14 protein-coding genes, 1 pseudogene and 1 riboswitch are annotated in these 19,370 nt (G+C 65.9%); of the genes and pseudogenes, 4 read left to right on the forward strand and 11 right to left on the reverse strand.

Annotation, left to right across the window (positions count from 1 at the left end; all coding sequences use genetic code 11):
* Positions 1–16: 16 nt before the first annotated feature.
* From N687_RS0107625 to N687_RS22050, 5 genes are all read right to left on the reverse strand, one after another.
* Positions 17–1,234 (reverse strand): CaiB/BaiF CoA transferase family protein, encoded by a 1,218-nt coding sequence (locus N687_RS0107625; RefSeq protein ID WP_029421292.1) that lies wholly within the window; start codon positions 1,232–1,234, stop codon positions 17–19.
* 30 nt (positions 1,235–1,264) lie between these two features.
* On the reverse strand, positions 1,265–2,056 hold the full coding sequence (locus N687_RS0107630; RefSeq protein WP_029421293.1) for an enoyl-CoA hydratase/isomerase family protein: 792 nt from the start codon (positions 2,054–2,056) through the stop codon (positions 1,265–1,267).
* A 129-nt stretch (positions 2,057–2,185) separates the two neighbouring features.
* On the reverse strand, positions 2,186–3,382 hold the full coding sequence (locus tag N687_RS0107635; protein WP_419670124.1) for a CaiB/BaiF CoA transferase family protein: 1,197 nt from the start codon (positions 3,380–3,382) through the stop codon (positions 2,186–2,188).
* 1,040 nt (positions 3,383–4,422) lie between these two features.
* The gene (locus tag N687_RS23805) at positions 4,423–4,590 is read right to left on the reverse strand and encodes a hypothetical protein (protein ID WP_197029234.1); all 168 of its coding nucleotides are present in this window, start codon (positions 4,588–4,590) and stop codon (positions 4,423–4,425) included.
* A complete protein-coding gene (locus tag N687_RS22050; RefSeq protein WP_051663040.1) occupies positions 4,575–6,347 on the reverse strand; it encodes a sigma-54 interaction domain-containing protein in 1,773 nt (590 codons plus the stop codon). The genes N687_RS23805 and N687_RS22050 overlap by 16 nt, the downstream gene beginning before the upstream one ends.
* Positions 6,348–6,488: 141 nt before the next feature.
* Between N687_RS22050 and N687_RS0107650 the strand changes: the two genes are divergently transcribed.
* The 3 genes from N687_RS0107650 to N687_RS0107660 all read left to right on the forward strand — a co-directional run bounded on the left by N687_RS0107650 (position 6,489) and on the right by N687_RS0107660 (position 10,620).
* Positions 6,489–8,135 (forward strand): thiamine pyrophosphate-dependent enzyme, encoded by a 1,647-nt coding sequence (locus tag N687_RS0107650; RefSeq protein ID WP_029421296.1) that lies wholly within the window; start codon positions 6,489–6,491, stop codon positions 8,133–8,135.
* Between the two features lie 15 nt (positions 8,136–8,150).
* Positions 8,151–9,335 carry a CaiB/BaiF CoA transferase family protein gene (locus tag N687_RS0107655; RefSeq protein WP_029421297.1) on the forward strand — a complete coding sequence of 395 codons (1,185 nt, stop codon included), beginning with the start codon at positions 8,151–8,153 and terminating at the stop codon, positions 9,333–9,335.
* A gap of 67 nt (positions 9,336–9,402) precedes the next feature.
* On the forward strand, positions 9,403–10,620 hold the full coding sequence (locus N687_RS0107660) for an acyl-CoA dehydrogenase family protein (RefSeq protein ID WP_029421298.1): 1,218 nt from the start codon (positions 9,403–9,405) through the stop codon (positions 10,618–10,620).
* A 718-nt stretch (positions 10,621–11,338) separates the two neighbouring features.
* Here N687_RS0107660 and N687_RS0107665 read toward each other — a convergent pair.
* The 4 genes and pseudogenes from N687_RS0107665 to N687_RS20840 form a co-directional block, all read right to left on the reverse strand.
* Positions 11,339–12,097, reverse strand: a complete 759-nt coding sequence (locus tag N687_RS0107665) for an SDR family NAD(P)-dependent oxidoreductase (protein WP_029421299.1) — start codon at positions 12,095–12,097, stop codon at positions 11,339–11,341.
* 56 nt (positions 12,098–12,153) lie between these two features.
* On the reverse strand, positions 12,154–13,137 hold the full coding sequence (locus N687_RS0107670) for a phosphotriesterase family protein (protein WP_029421300.1): 984 nt from the start codon (positions 13,135–13,137) through the stop codon (positions 12,154–12,156).
* A gap of 126 nt (positions 13,138–13,263) precedes the next feature.
* The gene (locus tag N687_RS0107675) at positions 13,264–14,943 is read right to left on the reverse strand and encodes a long-chain fatty acid--CoA ligase (protein ID WP_029421301.1); all 1,680 of its coding nucleotides are present in this window, start codon (positions 14,941–14,943) and stop codon (positions 13,264–13,266) included.
* Between the two features lie 17 nt (positions 14,944–14,960).
* Positions 14,961–16,147: pseudogene (locus N687_RS20840) on the reverse strand (acyl-CoA dehydrogenase family protein).
* Positions 16,148–16,325: 178 nt separating this feature from the next.
* Positions 16,326–16,410, forward strand: a riboswitch (cyclic di-GMP riboswitch).
* 550 nt (positions 16,411–16,960) lie between these two features.
* On the opposite strand from N687_RS20840, the gene N687_RS0107690 reads away from it, so the two are divergent.
* Positions 16,961–17,662 carry a sigma-70 family RNA polymerase sigma factor gene (locus tag N687_RS0107690; protein WP_051663042.1) on the forward strand — a complete coding sequence of 234 codons (702 nt, stop codon included), beginning with the start codon at positions 16,961–16,963 and terminating at the stop codon, positions 17,660–17,662.
* A gap of 89 nt (positions 17,663–17,751) precedes the next feature.
* On the opposite strand, the gene yedF is transcribed toward N687_RS0107690, so the two are convergent.
* Positions 17,752–17,997, reverse strand: a complete 246-nt coding sequence (gene yedF, locus N687_RS0107695) for a sulfurtransferase-like selenium metabolism protein YedF (protein ID WP_303799501.1) — start codon at positions 17,995–17,997, stop codon at positions 17,752–17,754.
* Positions 17,998–18,009: 12 nt separating this feature from the next.
* Positions 18,010–19,254 carry a selenium metabolism membrane protein YedE/FdhT gene (gene yedE, locus N687_RS0107700; protein ID WP_029421305.1) on the reverse strand — a complete coding sequence of 415 codons (1,245 nt, stop codon included), beginning with the start codon at positions 19,252–19,254 and terminating at the stop codon, positions 18,010–18,012.
* Between the last annotated feature and the right edge of the window lie 116 nt (positions 19,255–19,370).

A 19,370-nucleotide genomic window follows, 5' to 3' on the forward strand; every position in this document is an offset into this window, starting at 1 on the left:
GGCCACCGCGGCGACGTCACGCGTCCGCGTGCCGGTCCGGGTACTTGTCGTACACCACGCCTTGGTCGTACAAGGCCTGAATCTCCTCCAGCGAGTAACCGGCCTCCCGCAACGTTTCGGTGGTGTGCTGGCCGAGCCACGGGCCGGGCGTCCGGATCGCCAACGGCGTCCCCTGAAACTTGACGGGGAGCCCCAGGGACCGCATCCGCCCCATGATGGGGTGATCCAGCTCCACCACCATCTCCCGGGCCAGCACCTGCGGATGGGCCAGCACCTCGTCGTACCGGTACACCGGCCCGCCGGGCACGCCCGCCTCGTCCAGCTTGGCGACCCAGTAGGCGGTCGGCCGCTGCACCGTGATGGCCTCGATCTCGCGCTCCAGCTCATCGATGTGTTTCATGCGCAGGCCGAGGTCCAGGAACCTCGGGTCCTCGATCCACTCGGGCCGCTCAATGACCTGCCTGCAGAACCGCTCCCACAGGCGCTGGTTCCCAGCGCCGACCGTCACGTACCCGTCCTGGGTCCGGTAGGCTTGGTAAGGGGTCGATCGGCGATGGCGCGTCCCGGTCGCCTCCGGCAGCTCGCCGCCGCCGAAATACGCCCCCGATTCCCACACCGTCCAGGCGAGGACCGCGTCGACGAGCGACGTCTCCAGGTATTGCCCTTCCCCGGTTCGCAGCCGGTGCACGTATGCCGCGAGGATCCCCTGGGCGGCCGCGTTGCCCGCCGCCAGGTCCGCGATGGCGATGCCGACCTTCGCCGGCCGGCCGCCCGGTTCGCCCGTCATCCGCATCAGGCCGGTGAACCCCTGGGCGATGATGTCGAACCCGCCCTGGTGGGCCAACGGCCCGGTCTGGCCGAACCCGGAGATGGAACAGTAGATGATGTCCGGGTTGACCGTCTTGACTGCGTCGTAATCCACCCCCAGCTTCTGCGTGGTGCCCGGGCGAAAGTTCTCGACGATCACGTCGGCCTTTTCTGCCAGCCGGAAGAACACCTCCTTTCCGCGCGGGTGCTTGAGGTCCAGCGCCAGGCTCTTCTTGTTGCGGTTCGGCATGGCGGCGCAGTAGCTCTCGCCGTTGACGAAGGGCGCCAATCGGCGCGAGTCGTCCCCGCTGGGGAAGCGCTCGATTTTCGTCACCTCCGCCCCCATATCGGCGAGCACCATCGTGCAGTAGGGCCCTGCCAGAAACTGCGTCATGTCCAGGATCTTGACGCCATCGAGCGGCAGCATCCATGCACCCCTCCCGTCTCCTCGGCCCCCTCACGACCAGGTGAAATTCGGACGCCGTTTCTCCAGGAACGCGCGCACGCCTTCCTGGTAGTCCTCCGTCTCGTACGAGTCCAGCACCAGCTGGCGGATGTCCTCCGTCTCCTCCGTCACCCCGTCGAGGATGCGGCCGATCACGTACTTCGATCCGCGCACCGAGAACTGCGCGTTGCGCGCGATCATCCGCGCGTACGCCCACGTCTCCCGCTCCAGGTCCTCCGCGGGCACAATGCGGTCGACGAGGCCGATCCGCAGCGCCTCCTCCGCGTCCAACAACCGGCCGGTGAACAGGATGTCCTTGGCTTTTGCGGGACCGACGAGATCGACCAACGTCTTGGTGGCTGGCAGGTTGTACACGTGCCCCAGCTTCGCCGGGGTGATGCCGAACTTCGCCGTCGGATCGGCGAACCGGAAGTCGCACGCGACGGCGATCTCGCAGCCGCCCCCGACGCAGTACCCCTGCACCATGGCGATGGTCGGCTTGGACAGGTGGTGAATGGCGTGCTCCGCCGCCACCGTCGCCCGGTTGTACTGCATCGCGCCCTCCTTCGTCGCCCGCAGCGTCAGGAACTCGCTGATGTCCGCCCCCGCAGCGAACGCCGTCGCGTCGACGCCGCGGAAGATGACCACCTTGATGGCCCGGTCGGCCTCGCATTCCCGCATCAGCTCGGACATGCGCACCCACATGGCGTGATTGAGCGCGTTGCGCTTTTCCGGCCGGTTGAACACCACCGTCGCGATCTCGCCTTCTTTCACCAGATACAGCCAATCCTCCACGCCTGCCATCCGGGTCCCTCCCTGGTCTGTGATGTCTGCTTGGGGCCCTGCGCCTCCTTCCATCCCGCGGTGAGGGGGCGGCACCGCGGAACGATGCGAGGCAGCGCTCAGTGGAGCGGCACCGCTCCCTCACTGCCCTCAGCGGATGACGCCCCGATCCCGCAGCGCCTGCAGCCGGTCCGCCCCGACGCCCAGCTCCGACAACACCTCGTCGGTGTGCTGTCCGAGTAACGGCGCCGCGCGGCGGACGGTGGGCTGTTCCTCCGAATACTTCGTGGGGATGCCGAACATCTTCATCCGGCCAATGACCGGGTGCTCCACCTCCACCACCATGTCCCGCGCCAGATAGTGCGGATCGCGCACGACGTCGTCGAGGGTGTAGATGGGGCCCGCCGGTACGCCCGCTGCCTCGCACCGCTCCAGCCAATAGGCCGAATCCTGAGTGCCGAACACCTCCTCTATCAGCACTTCGAGATCGTCGGCGTGGCGCGCCCGGTCGGAGTTCGTCTTGAAGCGCGGATCGTCCAGCCACTCCGGTTTGTCCACCACCTGCCGGCAGAACTTCTCCCAGTTGCGCTGGTTGGCGCAGCCGAGCACCACGTATCCGTCCCGCGTCCGGTAAGCCTGGTAGGGCGCAGATACGCGGTGGCGCGATCCGGTCCGCTTCGGTAACTCCCCCGCCCCGAAGTACGCAGCCGCTTCCCACGCGTACCAAGGCAATCCCGCCTCGGCCAACGAGACGTCCACGTGCTGTCCGATCCCGGTGCGCTGCTTCTGGATGTACGCCGCCAGGATCCCGTAGGCCGCGGTGAGCCCCGCCCCGATGTCGTACACCGCCACGCCCGCTTTCGCCGGCGGCTTATCCGGATAGCCCGTCATCGCCATCAGGCCGGTCATGCCCTGGGCGATGAGATCGAACCCGCCCTTGTGGGCGTACGGCCCCGTCTGCCCGTAGCCCGAGATGGACCCATACACCAGCCCCGGGTTGATCTCGTGGAGCGTCTCGTAGTCGATCTTCAGCGACTTGGTCACCCCGGGCCGGAAGTTTTCGATCAGGATGTCCGCCGTCTTCACCAACTCGTAGAACAGCTCCAATCCCTCTGCCGACTTCAGGTCCAAGCACACGCCCCGTTTGTTGCGGTTGATCTGGAAATAGCAGACCGACTCCCCGTTGACGAACGGACCCATCTGCCGGGAATCATCTCCGCCGTTCGGCTTTTCGATCTTGATGACGTCGGCGCCCAAATCGGCGAGCACCATTGCACAGAACGGCCCTGCCATGATCTGCGACAAGTCCAACACCCGGATGCCTTCCAATGGAAGCAAGTTCTCCACTCCTTTGCCTCGATGCGATTCCGCGCTGCGTCCGCGCCGGCACCGGGAAACAGGGGGCGGGGGCCAGGCCGGGTGGCCCGCGAGGGCCGAGTGGCGCCAGGCCCGGGTCGCGTGCGGGGCGCCGGGTGGCGCCAGGCCGGATGGTGCACGGGGGCGCGGCGCCTGCCCGGGTGACACCCGGGGACCGGATGGCGCCAGGCCCGCCGGAGCCGGCGCGATCGAAGAGGACATGATTTCGTCAAAATTCCGACAGCAAATTGCGTGCCAACTGTTTCTGGGCCCGCCTGATCCGTTAGGGATGTGTGGTGCGCCGCGTGAGACGCGGCGGATTGAACCCGTTTGTTGCCGAAGGTGTGGGATCGTCCGGCCAGATCCATGCCGAATACTGCCTACGGGCGGAAATGGGGTGTGAATGGGGGATAAATGGGTTGTAAATGGGGGGTTAATGGGGGGAATGGGTTGTCAACGGGCGCCCCCATAGAGGCATTGTGTACGAATTGTGCTTAACCCATCAGGCGCACGCTCGAAGAACAACAACTCTGTATTTACGCACATCCATGAAGACACCGATAGCGACAGTTTTGTACGTATCCAGGCCCGCCGGCAGCGTGGTCCGGTTCGATAAATCAAGTTCTTCACCTTATGCCATCGCCCGGGACCCGCCGTAACATCAAAACGTTGTCTATCGTTCCACCTACCGCGCAGAATAACATCCAAACGGTTTTTTACCACTTCAGCACCGGAAGTGATCACGCGTGGCGGAGGGATATCCCCCAGGCACAGTGAGGGCCGTATGATCCGTGGCGCCGAAGCCATGGTAAGAAAACCCGGCTTATCCGCCTGTTTCGATCTCGCCGACAGGCCACTTTGTCCGAAAACCCGACCTATCCGCCCGATCACGGACACCCGCCACAACACATCCCTTCCGATAGGCGGCAAAATCGGATAATCCCACAAATCCGCCCGGGCCAGCTGACCCGATTACCGTCCTTTTCGGACGAACCGCGGCCGCTTCAAGAACCCCCAGCCGCTCCCACCCCTTACTCCCCGGCACCGCGGCGTCGCTGCAGATACGCCAGCCCGAGCGGCGTGATCATCGTCCCCTGGCGCCCACGCGCCGGCGCCACCAGCCCCAGATCCTGCAGCACCTTCAACCGGGACCGCACCTGTTCCGCCGTCAACCGCTCGGAGGTCACTCGTTCCGCCAACGCCCGCCGGCCGAGCCCCCCGCGGGTTGGCCCCGCCTCCGCGAGCAACGCGAGGATCTCGAGGAGCACCGGCTGTCCGTCCAGCCAACCGAGATCCCGTCCGACGCCAGCGTCGCCCGCCTCCCCCTTGGCATCCTTTCCTGTCGCGTTTTGCGATCGCGCGGCCCCCGCCGCACCCTTCCTCCCACCAGCGTCCCCGGGCCTCGCGGCCCCAGCCGTCCCAGCCGTCCCAGCCGTCCCAGCCGTCCCAGCCGTCCCAGCATCCGTGGCTCCCTTCGCCGCCGGCGATGACCCTGACACACCCTCCGGCGACACACCGGCACCCGAAGCCCCGACACCCCCGCCCCTGACGCCCCCGCCAGCGCACGGCGCAGCGTCGGCGGCAGTTCCGCGAAACCCACCTTGCCTTCCGCGACGCCCTGCACGTACAGGGCGCAGTTCTGCAACTCGCGCACATTGCCCGGCCACGAATACGCCGTGAGCCACTGGCGCAGGCGCGGATCGAAGCGAAAGCGGTCGGCGTCGCCGAGAAAGTGCAGGAACAGGCGAAACACGTCCTCCAGGCGCTCGCGCAGGGGCGGGATCTCCAATGGAAACACCGCCAGGCGGTAGTACAGGTCCCGCCGGAATTGGCCCGACTCCACCATTTCCGCCAGATCGCGGTGCGTCGCCGCAATGACGCGGATGTCCAGCGATCGCACGCGCGTGCCGCCCACGCGCAAGATCTGCTTCTCTTGCAGCACCCGCAGGAGGCGGACCTGCACCGCCGGGCTGGCGTCGCCGATCTCGTCCAAAAACACCGTTCCCCCGTCGGCGAGCTCCAGGAGCCCCGCCTTGCCGCCTTTGCGCGCCCCCGTGAATGCGCCCTCCTCGTATCCGAACAGCTCGCTCTCCATCAACGTCTCCGGCAGAGCGCTGAAGTTCACCGCCACGAACGGACGGCCCGCGCGCCGGCTGGCATTGTGGATCGCTTGCGCGAACATCTCCTTCCCGACACCGCTCTCCCCGAGCAGCAGCACCGTCCCGTCCGTGCGGGCCATCTTTTGCGCCAGCGCCTTGGCCTCCAGGATGCGCGGGCTCTCCCCCAGGATGTCGTCCATCGTGTAGCGTGCCACATGCCCCAGGCTCCCGCCCGGCTTCACACTTCCGCCCGCCAGCAGCTCCCGGTAGAGCGCCACCATCTCCTTCGTCCACTTCACCGACAGCCGCTCCGCCTGGCGATCCAACTGCAACCGGTACAGGATCTCCACCACCGTCGTCACGTCAATCGTCCGGGTCCCGATGTCGATCACGCTTTTCACCGTCCCCGGCACCAGATGGCGCTTCCCCGGCGTGACCGCCACCGTCACGTGCTCCGGCACCGGCGATCCCGGCGACCACGGGATGTAGACCAGGTGGCCCAGGCCCGCCTCCTGCAGCAGCTCGCGCAGGGCGATGGCGTCCTGTTCAAACAGGATCACCAAGAGCACCGGCGTGCCCCTCGGCAGGTCCAAGAGGGGCTTGATGCGGCGCGGATCGAAGGAGCGGCGGCAGACCATCACCGGGCACGCGAGATCGCCCCATCGGCGCCGGAGCTCGTCCAGGATGGCCGGCGTCGACACCAGGCACAGATCCGCTTCCGGACGCGGGCCCAGCGCTTCGAGGCTGCGCGCCTCCAGCCGTACCAGGTCGCGCACGTCCTCGAGCACCTGGCGCAGCTCCGCCGAGAGCGATTCGCGCGCGTACTCGTCCGCCGTCACCAACACCAACCGCTTCATGCCGCGCACCTCCAGGTTCGTCCCCTCACTGGCTCCGATCTTATCACCGAATCCGGCGCCGCTGTTTCGAGACGCGTAGGAAAAACGAATCGGGTGTAGAAATGTAGACCTTGTCACACAAGTTTGAAAGGAGCATGCCCAATGACGACGCGATCCGGCGGCCACGCCGTCGTCGAGGTCCTCGCCCGGGAAGGGGTGCGGCACGTCTTCTCGGTCCCCGGCGAGAGCTACCTCGGCGTCCTCGACGGCCTGTACCAGCACCCTTCCATTCGACTGATCGTGAACCGCCACGAGGGCGGCGCGTCCTTCATGGCCGAAGCGTATGCGAAGGCCAGCGGCGAAGTGGGCGTATGCGCGGCGACGCGCGGTGTCGGGTCCGCCAACCTGGCCATCGGCCTGCACACCGCGATGCAGGACTCCACGCCCGTCGTCGCGCTGCTCGGACAGATCGAGCGCCCGTTCAAATACCGGGAGGCCTTCCAGGAGGTCGATCTCGCCGCCTGGTTCAGCCACATCTGCAAATGGGCCGTGCAGATTGACGACGCAGCCCGCATCCCCGAGCTGCTGCACCGCGCCTTCGCCGTCGCCCGATCGGGCCGGCCCGGCCCGGTGGTGGTGGCCCTGCCCCACGACATGCTGGAGGACTCGTGCGACGCGCCGGCCCTGCAACCGTACCGCATCCCCGCCCCCGCCGCGCCCGCCGAGGCCGTCGCGGAGGTTTGGGAGGCGGTGCGGCGAGCGGATCGGCCCGTCATTCTGGCTGGCGGCGGCGTCCTGCGCGCCGGTGCGACGCCGCAGCTGGTGGCGTTGGCGGAGCGCCTGCAGATCCCGGTCGTGACGGCGTTCCGCCGCTTCGACGCGTTTCCCAACACGCACCCGTGTTACATCGGTTGGCTCGGTTTCGGCCCGGCACCGCACGTGCTCGAGGCCATTCGGTCGGCCGACCTGGTGCTCGCCATCGGCACCCGCTTCTCCCAGGTGACCACGCAGGACTACCGGCTCCTCTCGCCGCAGTCCCGGCTCATCCACGTGGACATCGCGCCGGAGGTGCTCGGCCGCGTCTATCCGCCCTCGATCCCGGTGGTCTCCGACGCCGCCCGCTTCCTCGACGCCCTGCTCCGCCTGGTGCCCTCCGGCCAGCCGGAGTCCGCGGCCGCACGCGCCGCCTGGGTGGCGGATCTCCACCAGCGCTACCTGGCGCATTCGACGCCGCCCGCCGATTCCCGTGAGGACATGGTCGATCTCGACGGCTTCATGCACGACCTCAACCGCTTCCTGCCAGAGGACGCCATCCTCACCAGCGACGCCGGAAACTTCTTCGGCTGGCTGGTGCGGTACCGGCGGTTCGATCACCCGGGTACCTACGTCGGCCCCACCTCCGGCGCGATGGGCTACGGCCTGCCCGCCGCCATCGGCGCCAAACTGGCGCATCCTGACCGGCTGGTCGTCTCCTTCTCCGGCGACGGCGGCTTCCTCATGACCGTTCAGGAGCTGGAGACGGCGGTGCGGCACCAGGTGCCGGTGGTCGCGGTGGTCGTCAACAACCATTTGTACGGCACCATCCGCGCCCACCAGGAGCGCCAGTTCCCCGGGCGCGTGGTGGGCACCGAGCTCGGCAATCCGAACTACGCGGAGCTCGCGAAGACGTTCGGAGCCTTCGGCGTGCGGGTGACGAGAAATCAGGACGTGTTGCCCGCCCTGGAGGAGGCAGCGGCAGCCGGGCGGCCGGCGGTGGTCGAGGTGATGACCGATCCCGCCATCCTCTCGGTCAACCAGCGCAAACGCTGAAAGGAGGTCGTCGCCATGCCCGGTGCCTTGGCCGGCGTGCGCGTGTGCGATCTGTCGCGCGTGTTAGCCGGGCCCTTCTGCACCATGACCCTGGGCGACCTGGGAGCCGACGTCATCAAAGTGGAATCCCTGCAGGGGGACGACACCCGCGCCTGGGGGCCGCCGTTCGTGGGCGAGCACAGCGCCTACTTCCTGTCCGCCAACCGCAACAAGCGCTCCATCGCCGTCGACCTGAAATCCCCGGAAGGCCTCGAGGTGGTCCGGCGCCTGGCGCGGACGAGCGACGTGGTGATTGAGAACTTCCGCCCCGGCAAGGCAGCGGAATTGGGGCTCGGGTACGCCGAGTTGGCCGAACAAAACCCGGGACTCGTGTACTGCTCCATCTCCGGGTTCGGCCAGACCGGCCCGTACCGGGACCTGCCCGGCTATGACTTTGTCATCCAGGCCATGTCCGGGCTGATGAGCATCACCGGGTTCCCGGACGGGCCGCCCACCAAGGTCGGCGTCGCCGTCGGCGACGTGTTCACCGGCCTGTTCGCCGCCGTCGCCATCCTGGCAGCGCTCCGCCACCGGGATCGAACCGGGGAGGGCCAGCACATCGATCTGGCGCTGATGGACGCTCAGATCGCGGCCCTCGTCAACATCGCCAGCAACGCACTGGCGGGCGTGGTGCCGGGGCGGCTCGGCAACGCCCACCCGAGCATCGTGCCCTACCAGACCTTCCCGGCGGCGGACGGGGAGTTCGCGGTGGCGGTCGGCAACGACGGGCAGTTCCGCCGCCTGTGCGCCGCACTCGGCCACCCGGAGTGGGCGGAGGACCCGCGGTTTCGCACCAATCCCGATCGCGTCGCCCACCGGGATGCCCTGATTCCTTTGTTGGAGGAGGCGTTTCGGCAGCGGGATCGCAAGCATTGGATGGACGTGCTCACGGAGGCGGAGATCCCGTGCGGGCCCATCCAGACGGTGGATGAGGTGTTTCGCGATCCGCACGTCCTCTCCCGCGGCATGCTGCGGACGGTGGCGCGGCCGGGCGGGGAGGAGACGCGGTTGGTCGGCAGCCCCCTGCACCTGTCGGCGACGCCGGTCGACACCTACCGCCACCCGCCCCGGCTCGGTGAGCACACGGACGAGGTGCTGAGGGAACTGGGGTACGGGGAAGAGGAGATCCGGCGGCTGCGGGAGGCCGGGTGCGTACGGTAAGGCCCGTCTCGGTGGATACCGCACCGGGCTTTGACTCCGGTTTTCGTGGAGAGCGGCCCGCACTTGTATGACAGAGAGGAGCGAGATTGTGCTCGATTTCAGCCTGACGGAAGAACAGTTGGCCGTGAAGAACATGGTGCGCAAGTTCGTCGACGAGGAGATCCTGCCGCACATCCGCGAGTGGGACGAGCAGCATCACGTGGAGATGGGGGTGTTCAAGCGCCTGGCCGAACTCGGCCTGATGGGCGTATGCATCCCAGAGAAGTACGGCGGGGCGGGGATGGACTACAACACGTTGGCGATCGTCTGCGAGGAGCTGGAGCGCGGGGACACGGCATTCCGGACCGCCGTCTCGGTGCACACAGCGCTCAACTCCATGACCATTCTGCAGTGGGGCACCGAGGCGCAGAAGCAGAAGTACTTGGTGCCGCAAGCCCGCGGGGAGAAGATCGGCGCCTTCGGGCTGACGGAGCCGGGCGCGGGATCGGACGTGGCCGCCATGCAGTCCACCGCCGTGCGGGACGGGGACGTGTACATTTTGAACGGATCGAAGATCTGGATCTCCTTGGCCGACATCGCCGACCACTTCATCGTCTTCGCCTACACCGACAAGAGCAAGCGCCACCACGGCATCTCCGCGTTCATCGTGGAACGCAGTTTCCCGGGCTTCAGCAGCCGGCCCATCCGGGGCAAGCTCGGCATCCGCGCCGGCAACACGGGCGAGCTCATCTTCGACAACGTCCGCGTTCCGGTGGAGAACCGCCTCGGCGAGGAGGGCGAAGGCTTCAAGATCGCCATGTCGGCACTCGACAACGGCCGCTTCACCGTGGCGGCAGGGGCCTGCGGGACCATCGCCGCCTGCCTGGAGGCGTCCCTGAAGTACTGCCACGAGCGGCAGACGTTCGGCAAGCCCATCGGACAGCACCAGTTGGTGCAGCAGATGATCGCGAAGATGTCCGCCAACCTCGAGATCTCGCGCCTGTTGGTGTGGAAGGCCGGCTGGCTCAAGAACCAGGGCGTGCGCAACACCCGCGAGACGTCGCTGGCCAAGTGGATCGCCTGCGACGCGGCGTGGGAGGCCGCGAGCGACGCCGTGGAGATCCACGGCGCCTATGGCTACTCGAACGAGTACCCGGTGGAGCGGTACCTGCGCAACGCCAAGGCGCCGGTCATCTACGAGGGCACCCGCGAGATCCACACCCTGATGCAGGCGGAGTACGCCCTGGGCTACCGGGTGGACAAACCGTTGCGCAAAATGCTGCCGGCGTGGCCCTTCCAGGAGTGAACTGGAGCGGACCCAGGTCCGGCCGGGCGGGCCGAAACTGGGCAGGGGGGCTGCCGGCCCCGCTGCCCGGCAGGGCCCCCGGCCTTCACACATTCGCCCAGCGATCCGGGTGAAGAAGCGCGGCGGATCGCCGTATTCGCACCGTTGTACATTGCGCATGGGGGTTCAGTGGGGAGCGAATGGGGGAAATGGGTTGTCAATGGGTTGTGAATGGGGGGCCCACGACTGTCGTCGTCGAGTGGTAACAACTGAAGTGTCCTTATACATCCGGAACGTCTGGTCCATAAAAACCGATTTGCCTCTATTCGAACGGCCCTATGTGTCCATAGCAACCGTTTTGCATTTAACCAGGCCAACCGGAGGCCTCGCTGGCATCGATAACATAACATTCCCACTTTATCTATCCGCTCCTACGTCCACATAACACCAAAACGGCGTCTATCGCGTCTTCCCCACGTGCAGATAACGTGCATTCGGTTTTTACCACTTCTCACAAACGACTGCCCGCGCCCCGGCTCCCGCGCCCTGGCCTCCCGCGCCCCGGACTCCCTCGGCCCAGCCCCAACCCCTGCCTCAGCTTCCGCCCCCGCCTCTCCCTCCACAGCACATCGCCCCGGCAGGATTCCGCCCGCCGGGGCGATGATACAGTCCCCTGCAATCCTGTGAACCCCCTCCGAATGGCACAGTCAGATCCGCCACGGACACCGCTGACGAACGCCTATCGCTTGAACGACGCCGCACCGTCGTCCACGAACACGACGCTGCCGTTGACGAACGACGCCTCGTCGCTCGCGAGAAACGCCACCACGTTCGCCACCTCTTCCGGCGTTCCCGCCCGGCGCCGCATCTGCGCCTGCTCCACCGCAGCCCAGACGCGGGCATCCGCCTTCCATCCCGACACGATCCCGGTGTCGATCAACCCCGGCGCGATGGCCACCACGCGGATGTTGTATTTGGCCAACTCAAGCGCCGCGGCCTTCGTCATCATCGCCACCGCCGCCTTGCTGGCGTGGTATGCGAACTGCCGCCGATCCGCCAGAAACCCGTACACGGAGGCGGTGTTGATGATGACCCCGCCCTGTTCCCGCATCGCTCGGGCGGCCGCCTGGATGCCGTGGAACACGCCGTGTTGGTTGACGGCGATGACGCGCAGATATTCCTCCTCCGGCAGATCGAGCAGAGAATACGGCTGGCTCGTCCCGATGCCCGCGTTGTTGAACATGACGTCGATCCGCCCGAACGTCCGCACCGCCTCGTCCACCAGTCGAAACACCTGTTCCCGCACGCTCGTGTCAACTCGCACGAAGATCGCACGGCCGCCCGCCGCGCCGATGCGCGCCACCGTATCCTCGCCGGACTCCGGCCGTACATCCGCCACCACCACGGCGGCCCCTTCTTCCGCAAACCGAAGGGCGGTGGCCCGGCCGATGCCGCTGCCCCCGCCGGTCACCACCGCCACCTTGTCCTTCAACCGCATCTCCGTTCTCGCCTCTCCCTTGTTTATCCAAAAGCCCCGTCCCCATGCCTCTGTCTCTACTCCCCGCCGAACAGCCGCCGCGGGTTGTCCACAAACATCGTGTGCAACTGCGCGTCCGTCACCCCTGCCTGCCGCAAGACCGGGACGACGTCTTCGAACAGGTGTGTCGGGTGCCAGGAGGCCATCAGCGCCTGCACCTGCTCCGTCATCTTGAACGGGCGACCGCACCAGCAATTGACCGTGTCGTGGGACAGCACGATGCGATTCGCATGACCCATGCCGATGAGGCCAATCAGCACCGTCTCGCGCAGATGATCCATCGGGCAGCCCACGATGCCTTGCAGCCCGAATCGGTCAAACGCAATGGTGACGCCGTACTCCAGCGTCTTCCAGTGGTACGCCACATCCGTGTTGCCGTCCATATGGCCGATCACGATGCGGCTCGGATCCGCCCCCTCCGCGATCAACAGCTCCGCCTGCTCCGGACCCATCGTCCCCTCCTGGGTGTGCGTCACGATGGTGACGCCCGTCTCCCGTTGGACCCGCGCCGCCTGGCGGAAGAACATCTGCTCATACTCCGTAATGCCCCCTCGGCTGGAGCCCAGTTTGATGATGCCCGGCTTGATGCCCGTCTTGCCGATGCCCTGGGTGATCTCGGTCATGAACATCTCGTAGATCTCCGCTTCTGCGTCTCCGAACGCGCGGCGCACCTTGAAGTACGCGGGCGCCCCCTCCCCCTCGTAGTAGTAGCCGGTCGCACAGATGATCTGTAGCCCAGTCCGCTCGGAGATCTCCCGCAAAAACTCGGGATCCCGGCCGCAGTCGTTCGGCGTCGGATCGACCACCGTCTGCACCCCGTGCGCCTGCAACCGCCTGGCCACGTCGATCCCGATGCGCAGCGCCTCCTCTCGATCCAACGGCCCCAGCGTGACGTCCCCCTGGTACCCCGGATATCCGAATAAAAAGTGCTCGTGCATCAGGGTCTTGCCCAGTTGCTCCACCGGGACCGGTCCCGTGACCGTGTTCACCATCCGCGCCATGCCGCCGCCCCCTTTGTGATCTCGGTTCCGGACGCCGCGCCGCCCCTCCGGCCGGACCGACCGCAGTTACGGCACGGCCGTGTTTGACCCCCTGCTTCCCCGCTGTTTTCCCTCTCTACGCTTGCTCTATCCCTGCGCCTCTTGGTACCGCTTGCGCTCCTCCTCCTGCAAGAGCCGCCACATCACCTTGCCCGTGCCGGAGAGCGGCAGGGCGTCGACGAATGCCACCATCCGCGGGCACTTGTACGCCGCCATGTGCTCCCGCGACCAGGCGATGATCTCCTCTTCCGTCACCTGGCCACGGTGGGACGGCTTGAGGACGATGTACGCCTTCACCGTCTCTCCCCGGCGCGGGTCGGGCACGCCGACGACGCAGGCCTGCTCCACCGCCGGATGCCGGAAGAGGATGGACTCCACCTCCGTCGGCCAGACCTTGAAGCCGCTGGCGTTGATCATCCGCTTCAGGCGGTCGACGATGAAAAAGTACCCTTCCTCGTCGACGTAGCCGATGTCCCCCGTGCGGAAAAAGCGCTTGCCGTCCACCTGGACGAACGCTCGCTCGGTTTCCTCCGGCCGCCGCCAGTAGCCGAGGAAGACCTGGGGCCCCGAGACGACGATCTCGCCCTGCTCGCCGGGGCCCAGCTCGCGCAGGGTATCCAGATCGATCACGCGCGCGTCCACATCGAACACAGGTATGCCGGCACACTGCAGCTTCGGCCGGTCGGGTGGGTTGGAGTGGGTCTGCGAGATGGTCTCCGACAGACCGTACCCTTCCGCGTAGCGCAGGCCCGTCAGCTCGTACAGCCGCTCGCCGACGGCCTGTGGCAGAGGCGCGCCGCCGCCCCCGATGCGCTTGAGCGACGACAGGTCGTACTGGGGCAGGTTGGGGTTGGCGAGGAAGTCGACCACCATCGTCGAGATGTTGATCCAGCCGGTGCACTGGTGGCGAGAGATGAGTCGCCCGGCCAGATCCCGGTTCCAGCGCGTCATCAGGACGATGGTGCTGCCGGCGAAGATGGGCGCGTGCATGCTGTGCACCATTCCCGTGACGTGGAACAGGGGTAAGGTCGCCAGCACCACGGCGTCCTGGGTCATCGCCGACCAGACCACCCCGCCGACGGTGTTGGCCTGCACCGTGGCGTGGGTGTGCATGCACCCTTTGGGACGCCCCGTCGTCCCCGAGGTGTACGGGAGCACAGCGAGATCGTCCGGGGCCGCCTGCGCCGGCGCTGGGCGACGCTCCAGCGCCAGGGCGTCCCGCCAGGCGACGGCCGCCGCGTCGTGCAGAGGGATCCGGGGCGCCGCGACGAACTCGGGGGTGTCTGGATCCGCGTCTGGCCCGAGGTAGTCGGAATAGGCGGCCACCACCACCCGCTGCAGCGTCCCTTGCCCGACCAACGGCTGGATGCGCGGAAACAGCTCCTGCCCCACGATGGCCACCTTCGGTTCCGCGTCTTCGATGTAAAATACCAGCTCCTCCGTGACGTTCATCGGATTGACTGGGACCACCACGGCATCCGCGCGCAAGATGGCGTAATAGGCGACGACAAAGGAAGGGGAGTTCTGCATGTACAGGAGGACGCGGTCGCCCTTGGCGACACCGAGATCGTGCTGCAGAAACCCGGCCAAGTGGTTGACGTCCCGGTACAGTTCACTGTAGCGGATGGCGTGGCCATAGTAGTGGATGGCCACCTTGTCCGGGTAGCGACGGGCCGAGACCTCCAGGTTGTCGAACAGGGTGGTCCGCGGGACCGTCAGGGATTTCGGAACATCCTTCGGCCAAAATTCGAAATGGCGGTCGGGCACAACCCATCCCCCTTTCGTCAATCCATCCATTCGCCCACTTTCACGTGGCCCTTGAGCAGATTGCGCGAGATGATGTACCGCTGGATCTCGTCGGTGCCGTCGAAGATCCGCCACACGCGCATCTCCCGGTACCAGCGCTCAATCGGCAGCTCTTTGGTGTAGCCCATGCCGCCGTGAATCTGCAGGACCCGATCGCACACCCGGTTGGCCATATTGGCCCCGTACAGCTTTGCCATCGACGCCTGGTGGCGGTTGTCGAGCCCCTGATCCTGCATCCACGCGGCCCGCAGGGTAATCCACCGCGTCGCCTCAATCTCCACCGCCGAATCGGCGATCATCCACTGAATCGCCTGCCGCTCGGCGATGGGTTTGCCGAAGGTGACGCGCGTCTTGGCGTGATCGATGGCCATCTGCAGCAGCCGCTCGGCAGCCCCGACGCCGCGCGCGGGGATGACCCAACGGGCCTGGCCGATCCACTCCAGGCCGAGCTTGAATCCCCAGCCGACCTCGCCGAGCACGTTCTCCTCCGGCACCCGAACGTTCTCAAAAATGAGCGCCGCCGGATCCCACTCGCCCATCGTCGGGATCCGTTCCGAGCGCCAACCCATCTCGCGGTCGACGAGGAAGCACGTGATGCCCCGCGCGCCCCCTTTTCCTTGTCGGTGACGGCGAACACCATGGCGAAATCCGCCTCGTTGCCGTTGGTGATGAAGATCTTCTCGCCATTGAGCACCCACTCGTCGCCGTCCTTGACGGCGGTCATCCGGATGCTGCTGGGGTCCGAACCAGCCCCGGGCTCCGTCAGCGCAAAGCAGGAGCGCCGCTCCCCGTTGATGGTGGGGATGAGATACCGCTTCTTCTGTTCCTCATTGCAGTAGTAGAGGATGTTGTCGGCGGATCCGCCGAACGAGAAGGGCACAAACGTGCGGCCGAGCTCCATGTGCACCAACGCGGTCATCATGGCGCCGAGGTTCGCGCCGCCGTACTCCTCCGGCGTGTTGATCCCCCAGAAGCCCAGCTCCTTGGCCTTCAACTGCAGGTCTTTCAACTGCTCGCGGGTGATGCCCGGTTTGCCCTCGCGCTCGTTGCGCAGGACTTGCGGCTCGAGTGGCATCAGCTCCTTTCGCACGAACTCTCGTACCGTCCGCTGCACCATCTTCTGCTCCGGAGTCAAGGTGAAGTCCACAGATGTAACCCCTTTCATGTTGTAACGAATGTTCGGTCGGTAGACTCATCATAACCTTTCGATATTTATGACGGGACTCCTGCCGGTCAGAACCTGCTCAATCGACCTTTTTTTTCGCAGATCTTGTTGACACTTGTCGAACAATGTCTGATAATCTACGAAAGACAGAGAAAGATTTTCGTAACATACATAGAAAGTGTGACAATGGCAAACCAGTGGAAACGCTGGGACGCAAAGCCACGGGTCTACGGACGAATGTCTAGGACAGCCGGGCTGCCACACGGAACGCCGATAGGAAGCGGCGATGGGCAGCCCTGCGCATGTTTGCAGGGCTGCCCGTTTTTGACGTGTGCGGAGTCACGCATACAGGGGTGCTTTTCATTCCATGGGCCGGGTGATATGAAGTGAAACTTGTCGGCGTACGGCGGCTTCTTTCGGCATGGGCTTCTTTGCGTTGGAAGTTGCTATCGATCTCACCGGCGCTGCTCATCCTTCCCAGCCTCGTCCTCGGGGCCGGCCTGCGGCGCCACCCAGCAACAGCTCCACACCTCGGAAGACCTCAATCTCTGGGCTATTTATCCCCAAAGCGGCATGGTGCTCGGCCGCGAATACATCCGCCTGGTCAACCAGGGCGGCGGTTATCACTCCTACGCTTGGCCATTTCCCAACGCGCAGCAGTTCCGAGAAGAGATCCTCTACATCCGATCCCATCTGGGGCTGAAACGTCGCCGCCGGATCGTAGCGGGTGGATTTCATCCCCCCGATCCGCGCCGCAGGTGCAGCTGCAGTCGTTGGTCGCCCGTTTTCAGAGATGAAAGAGAGGTGAAACCCATGGCCTTGGCATCCTTTACGCACGACGCAACCTTGCCTTCCTGCGGTGATGAGAAGGCACTGTCGCTCCTGAACGACGAGGCGTTGATCAGCGCCTATCGCAGCGGCAATGAACAAGCCCTTGCGCTGTTGTTCGAGCGCTACCGGCCTTTCATACAGTGGAAGTCACGCATGTATTACATGAGCGGCGGCGACCGCGAAGACCTCGAGCAAGAGGCGCGCATCGGCCTGTTTGAAGCCATCGAATCGTATCGCCCAGGTGGGCCCCCGTTTGGGCCGTTCGCTCGCATGTGCATCACGCGTCAGATCCTGCAGGCGGTGAAGGTCGCCAACAGCCGAAAGCACCGGCTCCTCAACACCGCGATCTCCCTCGACGCGCCCGTGCGCGGCGAGTACGACGAGGATCGATCCCTCGCCGAAATCCTCGCGGATCCGTGCACACCAACTCCGGAGGACGTCGCCATGGCGCGGGAGCACCTGCACGGAATCCGAGACGCGTGCGACACGCGCACGCTCCCGTTGGTGCGCAGAAACCGCCACGACACGCGTCTGACACCCCTGGAGCGGGACGTGCTGTTCCTCTTCGCCGTCGGATACTCGTATCACGAGGTGTCCGAGCGGTTGCGGAAGAGCAGCAAGGCCGTGGACAACGCTCTGCAGCGCGCGAAGAAGAAACTCGCCCAGCACCTGTCCCGCGCATGACGGCGGAATCAAGCGATAGCCCAGCGCGGCCAGCGCGCGGCGGCCGGACGCCCCCATGGCGTCCGGCCTTGTCGTACGAAGGCCTCTGTTCACTTGGCCCGGATGTAGTACACCCGCGTCGCGCCGTCCCGCTGCTCCGACAACAGTTCATGCCCATGCGCCCGAACCGATTCAGGGATGTTGATGAACGATTGCGGGCAATCGGTGATGACCTCGAGCACCTTGCCGGACCCGATGGCCTCCAGCGCCTCCAGCGTGTACAGCTCCGGGTACGGACAGGATTCTCCCCGCACATCCAGGCTTCCATCCGCATACACCCGCGTCTTTTCCCCCACGCCGCATCCTCCTCACGCAGTGATTTCGTCCGCCACGGCCACGCGCCGCTGCGCCAATCGGCGGTGGAACGTGTGCTCCCGCCACACCACCAGGGCATACAACATGGCGAGGAACGCGAAGGTGGCGACGATGCCTCCCGTCCATCCGAGGGCGTGCAGCAGATTGACCTCCGGCGCGCCCCCGACGAGCGTCCGGTACACCCCCCAGTGGTCCCAGCTGTACGCGAGCACCGTGGCCCCTACGATGTTGCCGGCGCCCACCGCTGCGAACTGCAACTGGCCTTCCATCAGCCGGTACATCCAACCGGTCTCGCATCCGCCAGCGATGACGATCCCGATGCCGAACATCACCCCGCCGATGGCCGACCCAACACTCGCCCAGTGGATGACGGGCGGCACGCCCTTGTCAATGAATACTGCTGTCCCAACGGTCTGGACGGCCATCCCGGCAAGGATGGCTTTCGCCATTTTCCCCTTGCCGAACAGCCACAGGTCCCGCAGGCCGGACGTGAAGCAGATCTGGCCTCGCTGAATGAGCACGCCGAACGCGGCCCCGAACAGGGCAGCCAATCCCATCAGGGCCCGGTGATCGAACACATTCCACCCGATGCACACCAGCAGGAGCACAACACCGGCCGCTCCTGCGTACAGGTGCCACCTGGCGGTCCCCCGATCCGGCCCTCGTTTGGCCACGGGCCGCACGCCGAACTCCAGTTTCGGCTTCCCCTTGAACAGGGGCAGGACGGCCAGCTTGACGCCGATGTACGTGCCCAGGGCGGTCCCGCCGATGAACAGCCACGCGTGCAGGCTGAATTGAGGTAGTCCCGTAAAGAACGCCGCCAGGTTGCAGCCCATCGCGAGCCGGGTTCCAAATCCGGCCATCAGACCTCCGACGAAGGCCCACAGCCATCGCCGGTATTGGCGCGGCGTGCGGATCTTGAAGTTGCCGCTGAGCAGCGCCGCGCACAGGCTGCCCCACAGCATCCCCAGCACCAGCCAACCGTCCGTGCGGTCGAGTGGCCCGCCCTTCAACTTGATGGCCTGAAAGTACGCCCAGTGGGACGGGTCGACCCCGAACAGCTGAAGCGCGTTTCCACCCCAACGCGTGAACTCCCCCGTCACGGCCCACAATGTCCCGGTCAATCCGAAGTAAAACGCGGCGAACACCCCGGCCATGACCAGCACCGACGTCGCGTTCCAAAACCGACCGAACACCCGGTCATAGGCCTGTTTGAAAGACGCTGCCAAGGTCGGCATCGTATCCCCCTCTCATGGCCCCGGGGGGCGCTGGGCTTCGCTCATGCTGCGCGAGTCGCTTCGCCCGACACCCCCCGGGTCCTTCCTGTCGAAAGTGGATGGCGCGAGCGGCCTCT

The organism is Alicyclobacillus macrosporangiidus CPP55 (assembly GCF_000702485.1).
Lineage (GTDB): Bacteria > Bacillota > Bacilli > Alicyclobacillales > Alicyclobacillaceae > Alicyclobacillus_H > Alicyclobacillus_H macrosporangiidus_B.

Excerpts from the sequence above, each read along its gene's own strand:
- yedE (WP_029421305.1), bottom strand. The coding sequence starts at position 19,254 with ATGCCGACCTTGGCAGCGTCTTTCAAACAGGCCTATGACCGGGTGTTC.
- N687_RS0107655 (WP_029421297.1), top strand. The coding sequence starts at position 8,151 with ATGCCCGGTGCCTTGGCCGGCGTGCGCGTGTGCGATCTGTCGCGCGTG.
- N687_RS22050 (WP_051663040.1), bottom strand. The coding sequence starts at position 6,347 with ATGAAGCGGTTGGTGTTGGTGACGGCGGACGAGTACGCGCGCGAATCG.
- N687_RS0107625 (WP_029421292.1), bottom strand. The coding sequence starts at position 1,234 with ATGCTGCCGCTCGATGGCGTCAAGATCCTGGACATGACGCAGTTTCTG.
- N687_RS0107690 (WP_051663042.1), top strand. The coding sequence starts at position 16,961 with ATGGCCTTGGCATCCTTTACGCACGACGCAACCTTGCCTTCCTGCGGT.
- N687_RS0107650 (WP_029421296.1), top strand. The coding sequence starts at position 6,489 with ATGACGACGCGATCCGGCGGCCACGCCGTCGTCGAGGTCCTCGCCCGG.
- N687_RS0107630 (WP_029421293.1), bottom strand. The coding sequence starts at position 2,056 with ATGGCAGGCGTGGAGGATTGGCTGTATCTGGTGAAAGAAGGCGAGATC.
- N687_RS0107665 (WP_029421299.1), bottom strand. The coding sequence starts at position 12,097 with ATGCGGTTGAAGGACAAGGTGGCGGTGGTGACCGGCGGGGGCAGCGGC.
- N687_RS0107670 (WP_029421300.1), bottom strand. The coding sequence starts at position 13,137 with ATGGCGCGGATGGTGAACACGGTCACGGGACCGGTCCCGGTGGAGCAA.
- N687_RS0107660 (WP_029421298.1), top strand. The coding sequence starts at position 9,403 with ATGACAGAGAGGAGCGAGATTGTGCTCGATTTCAGCCTGACGGAAGAA.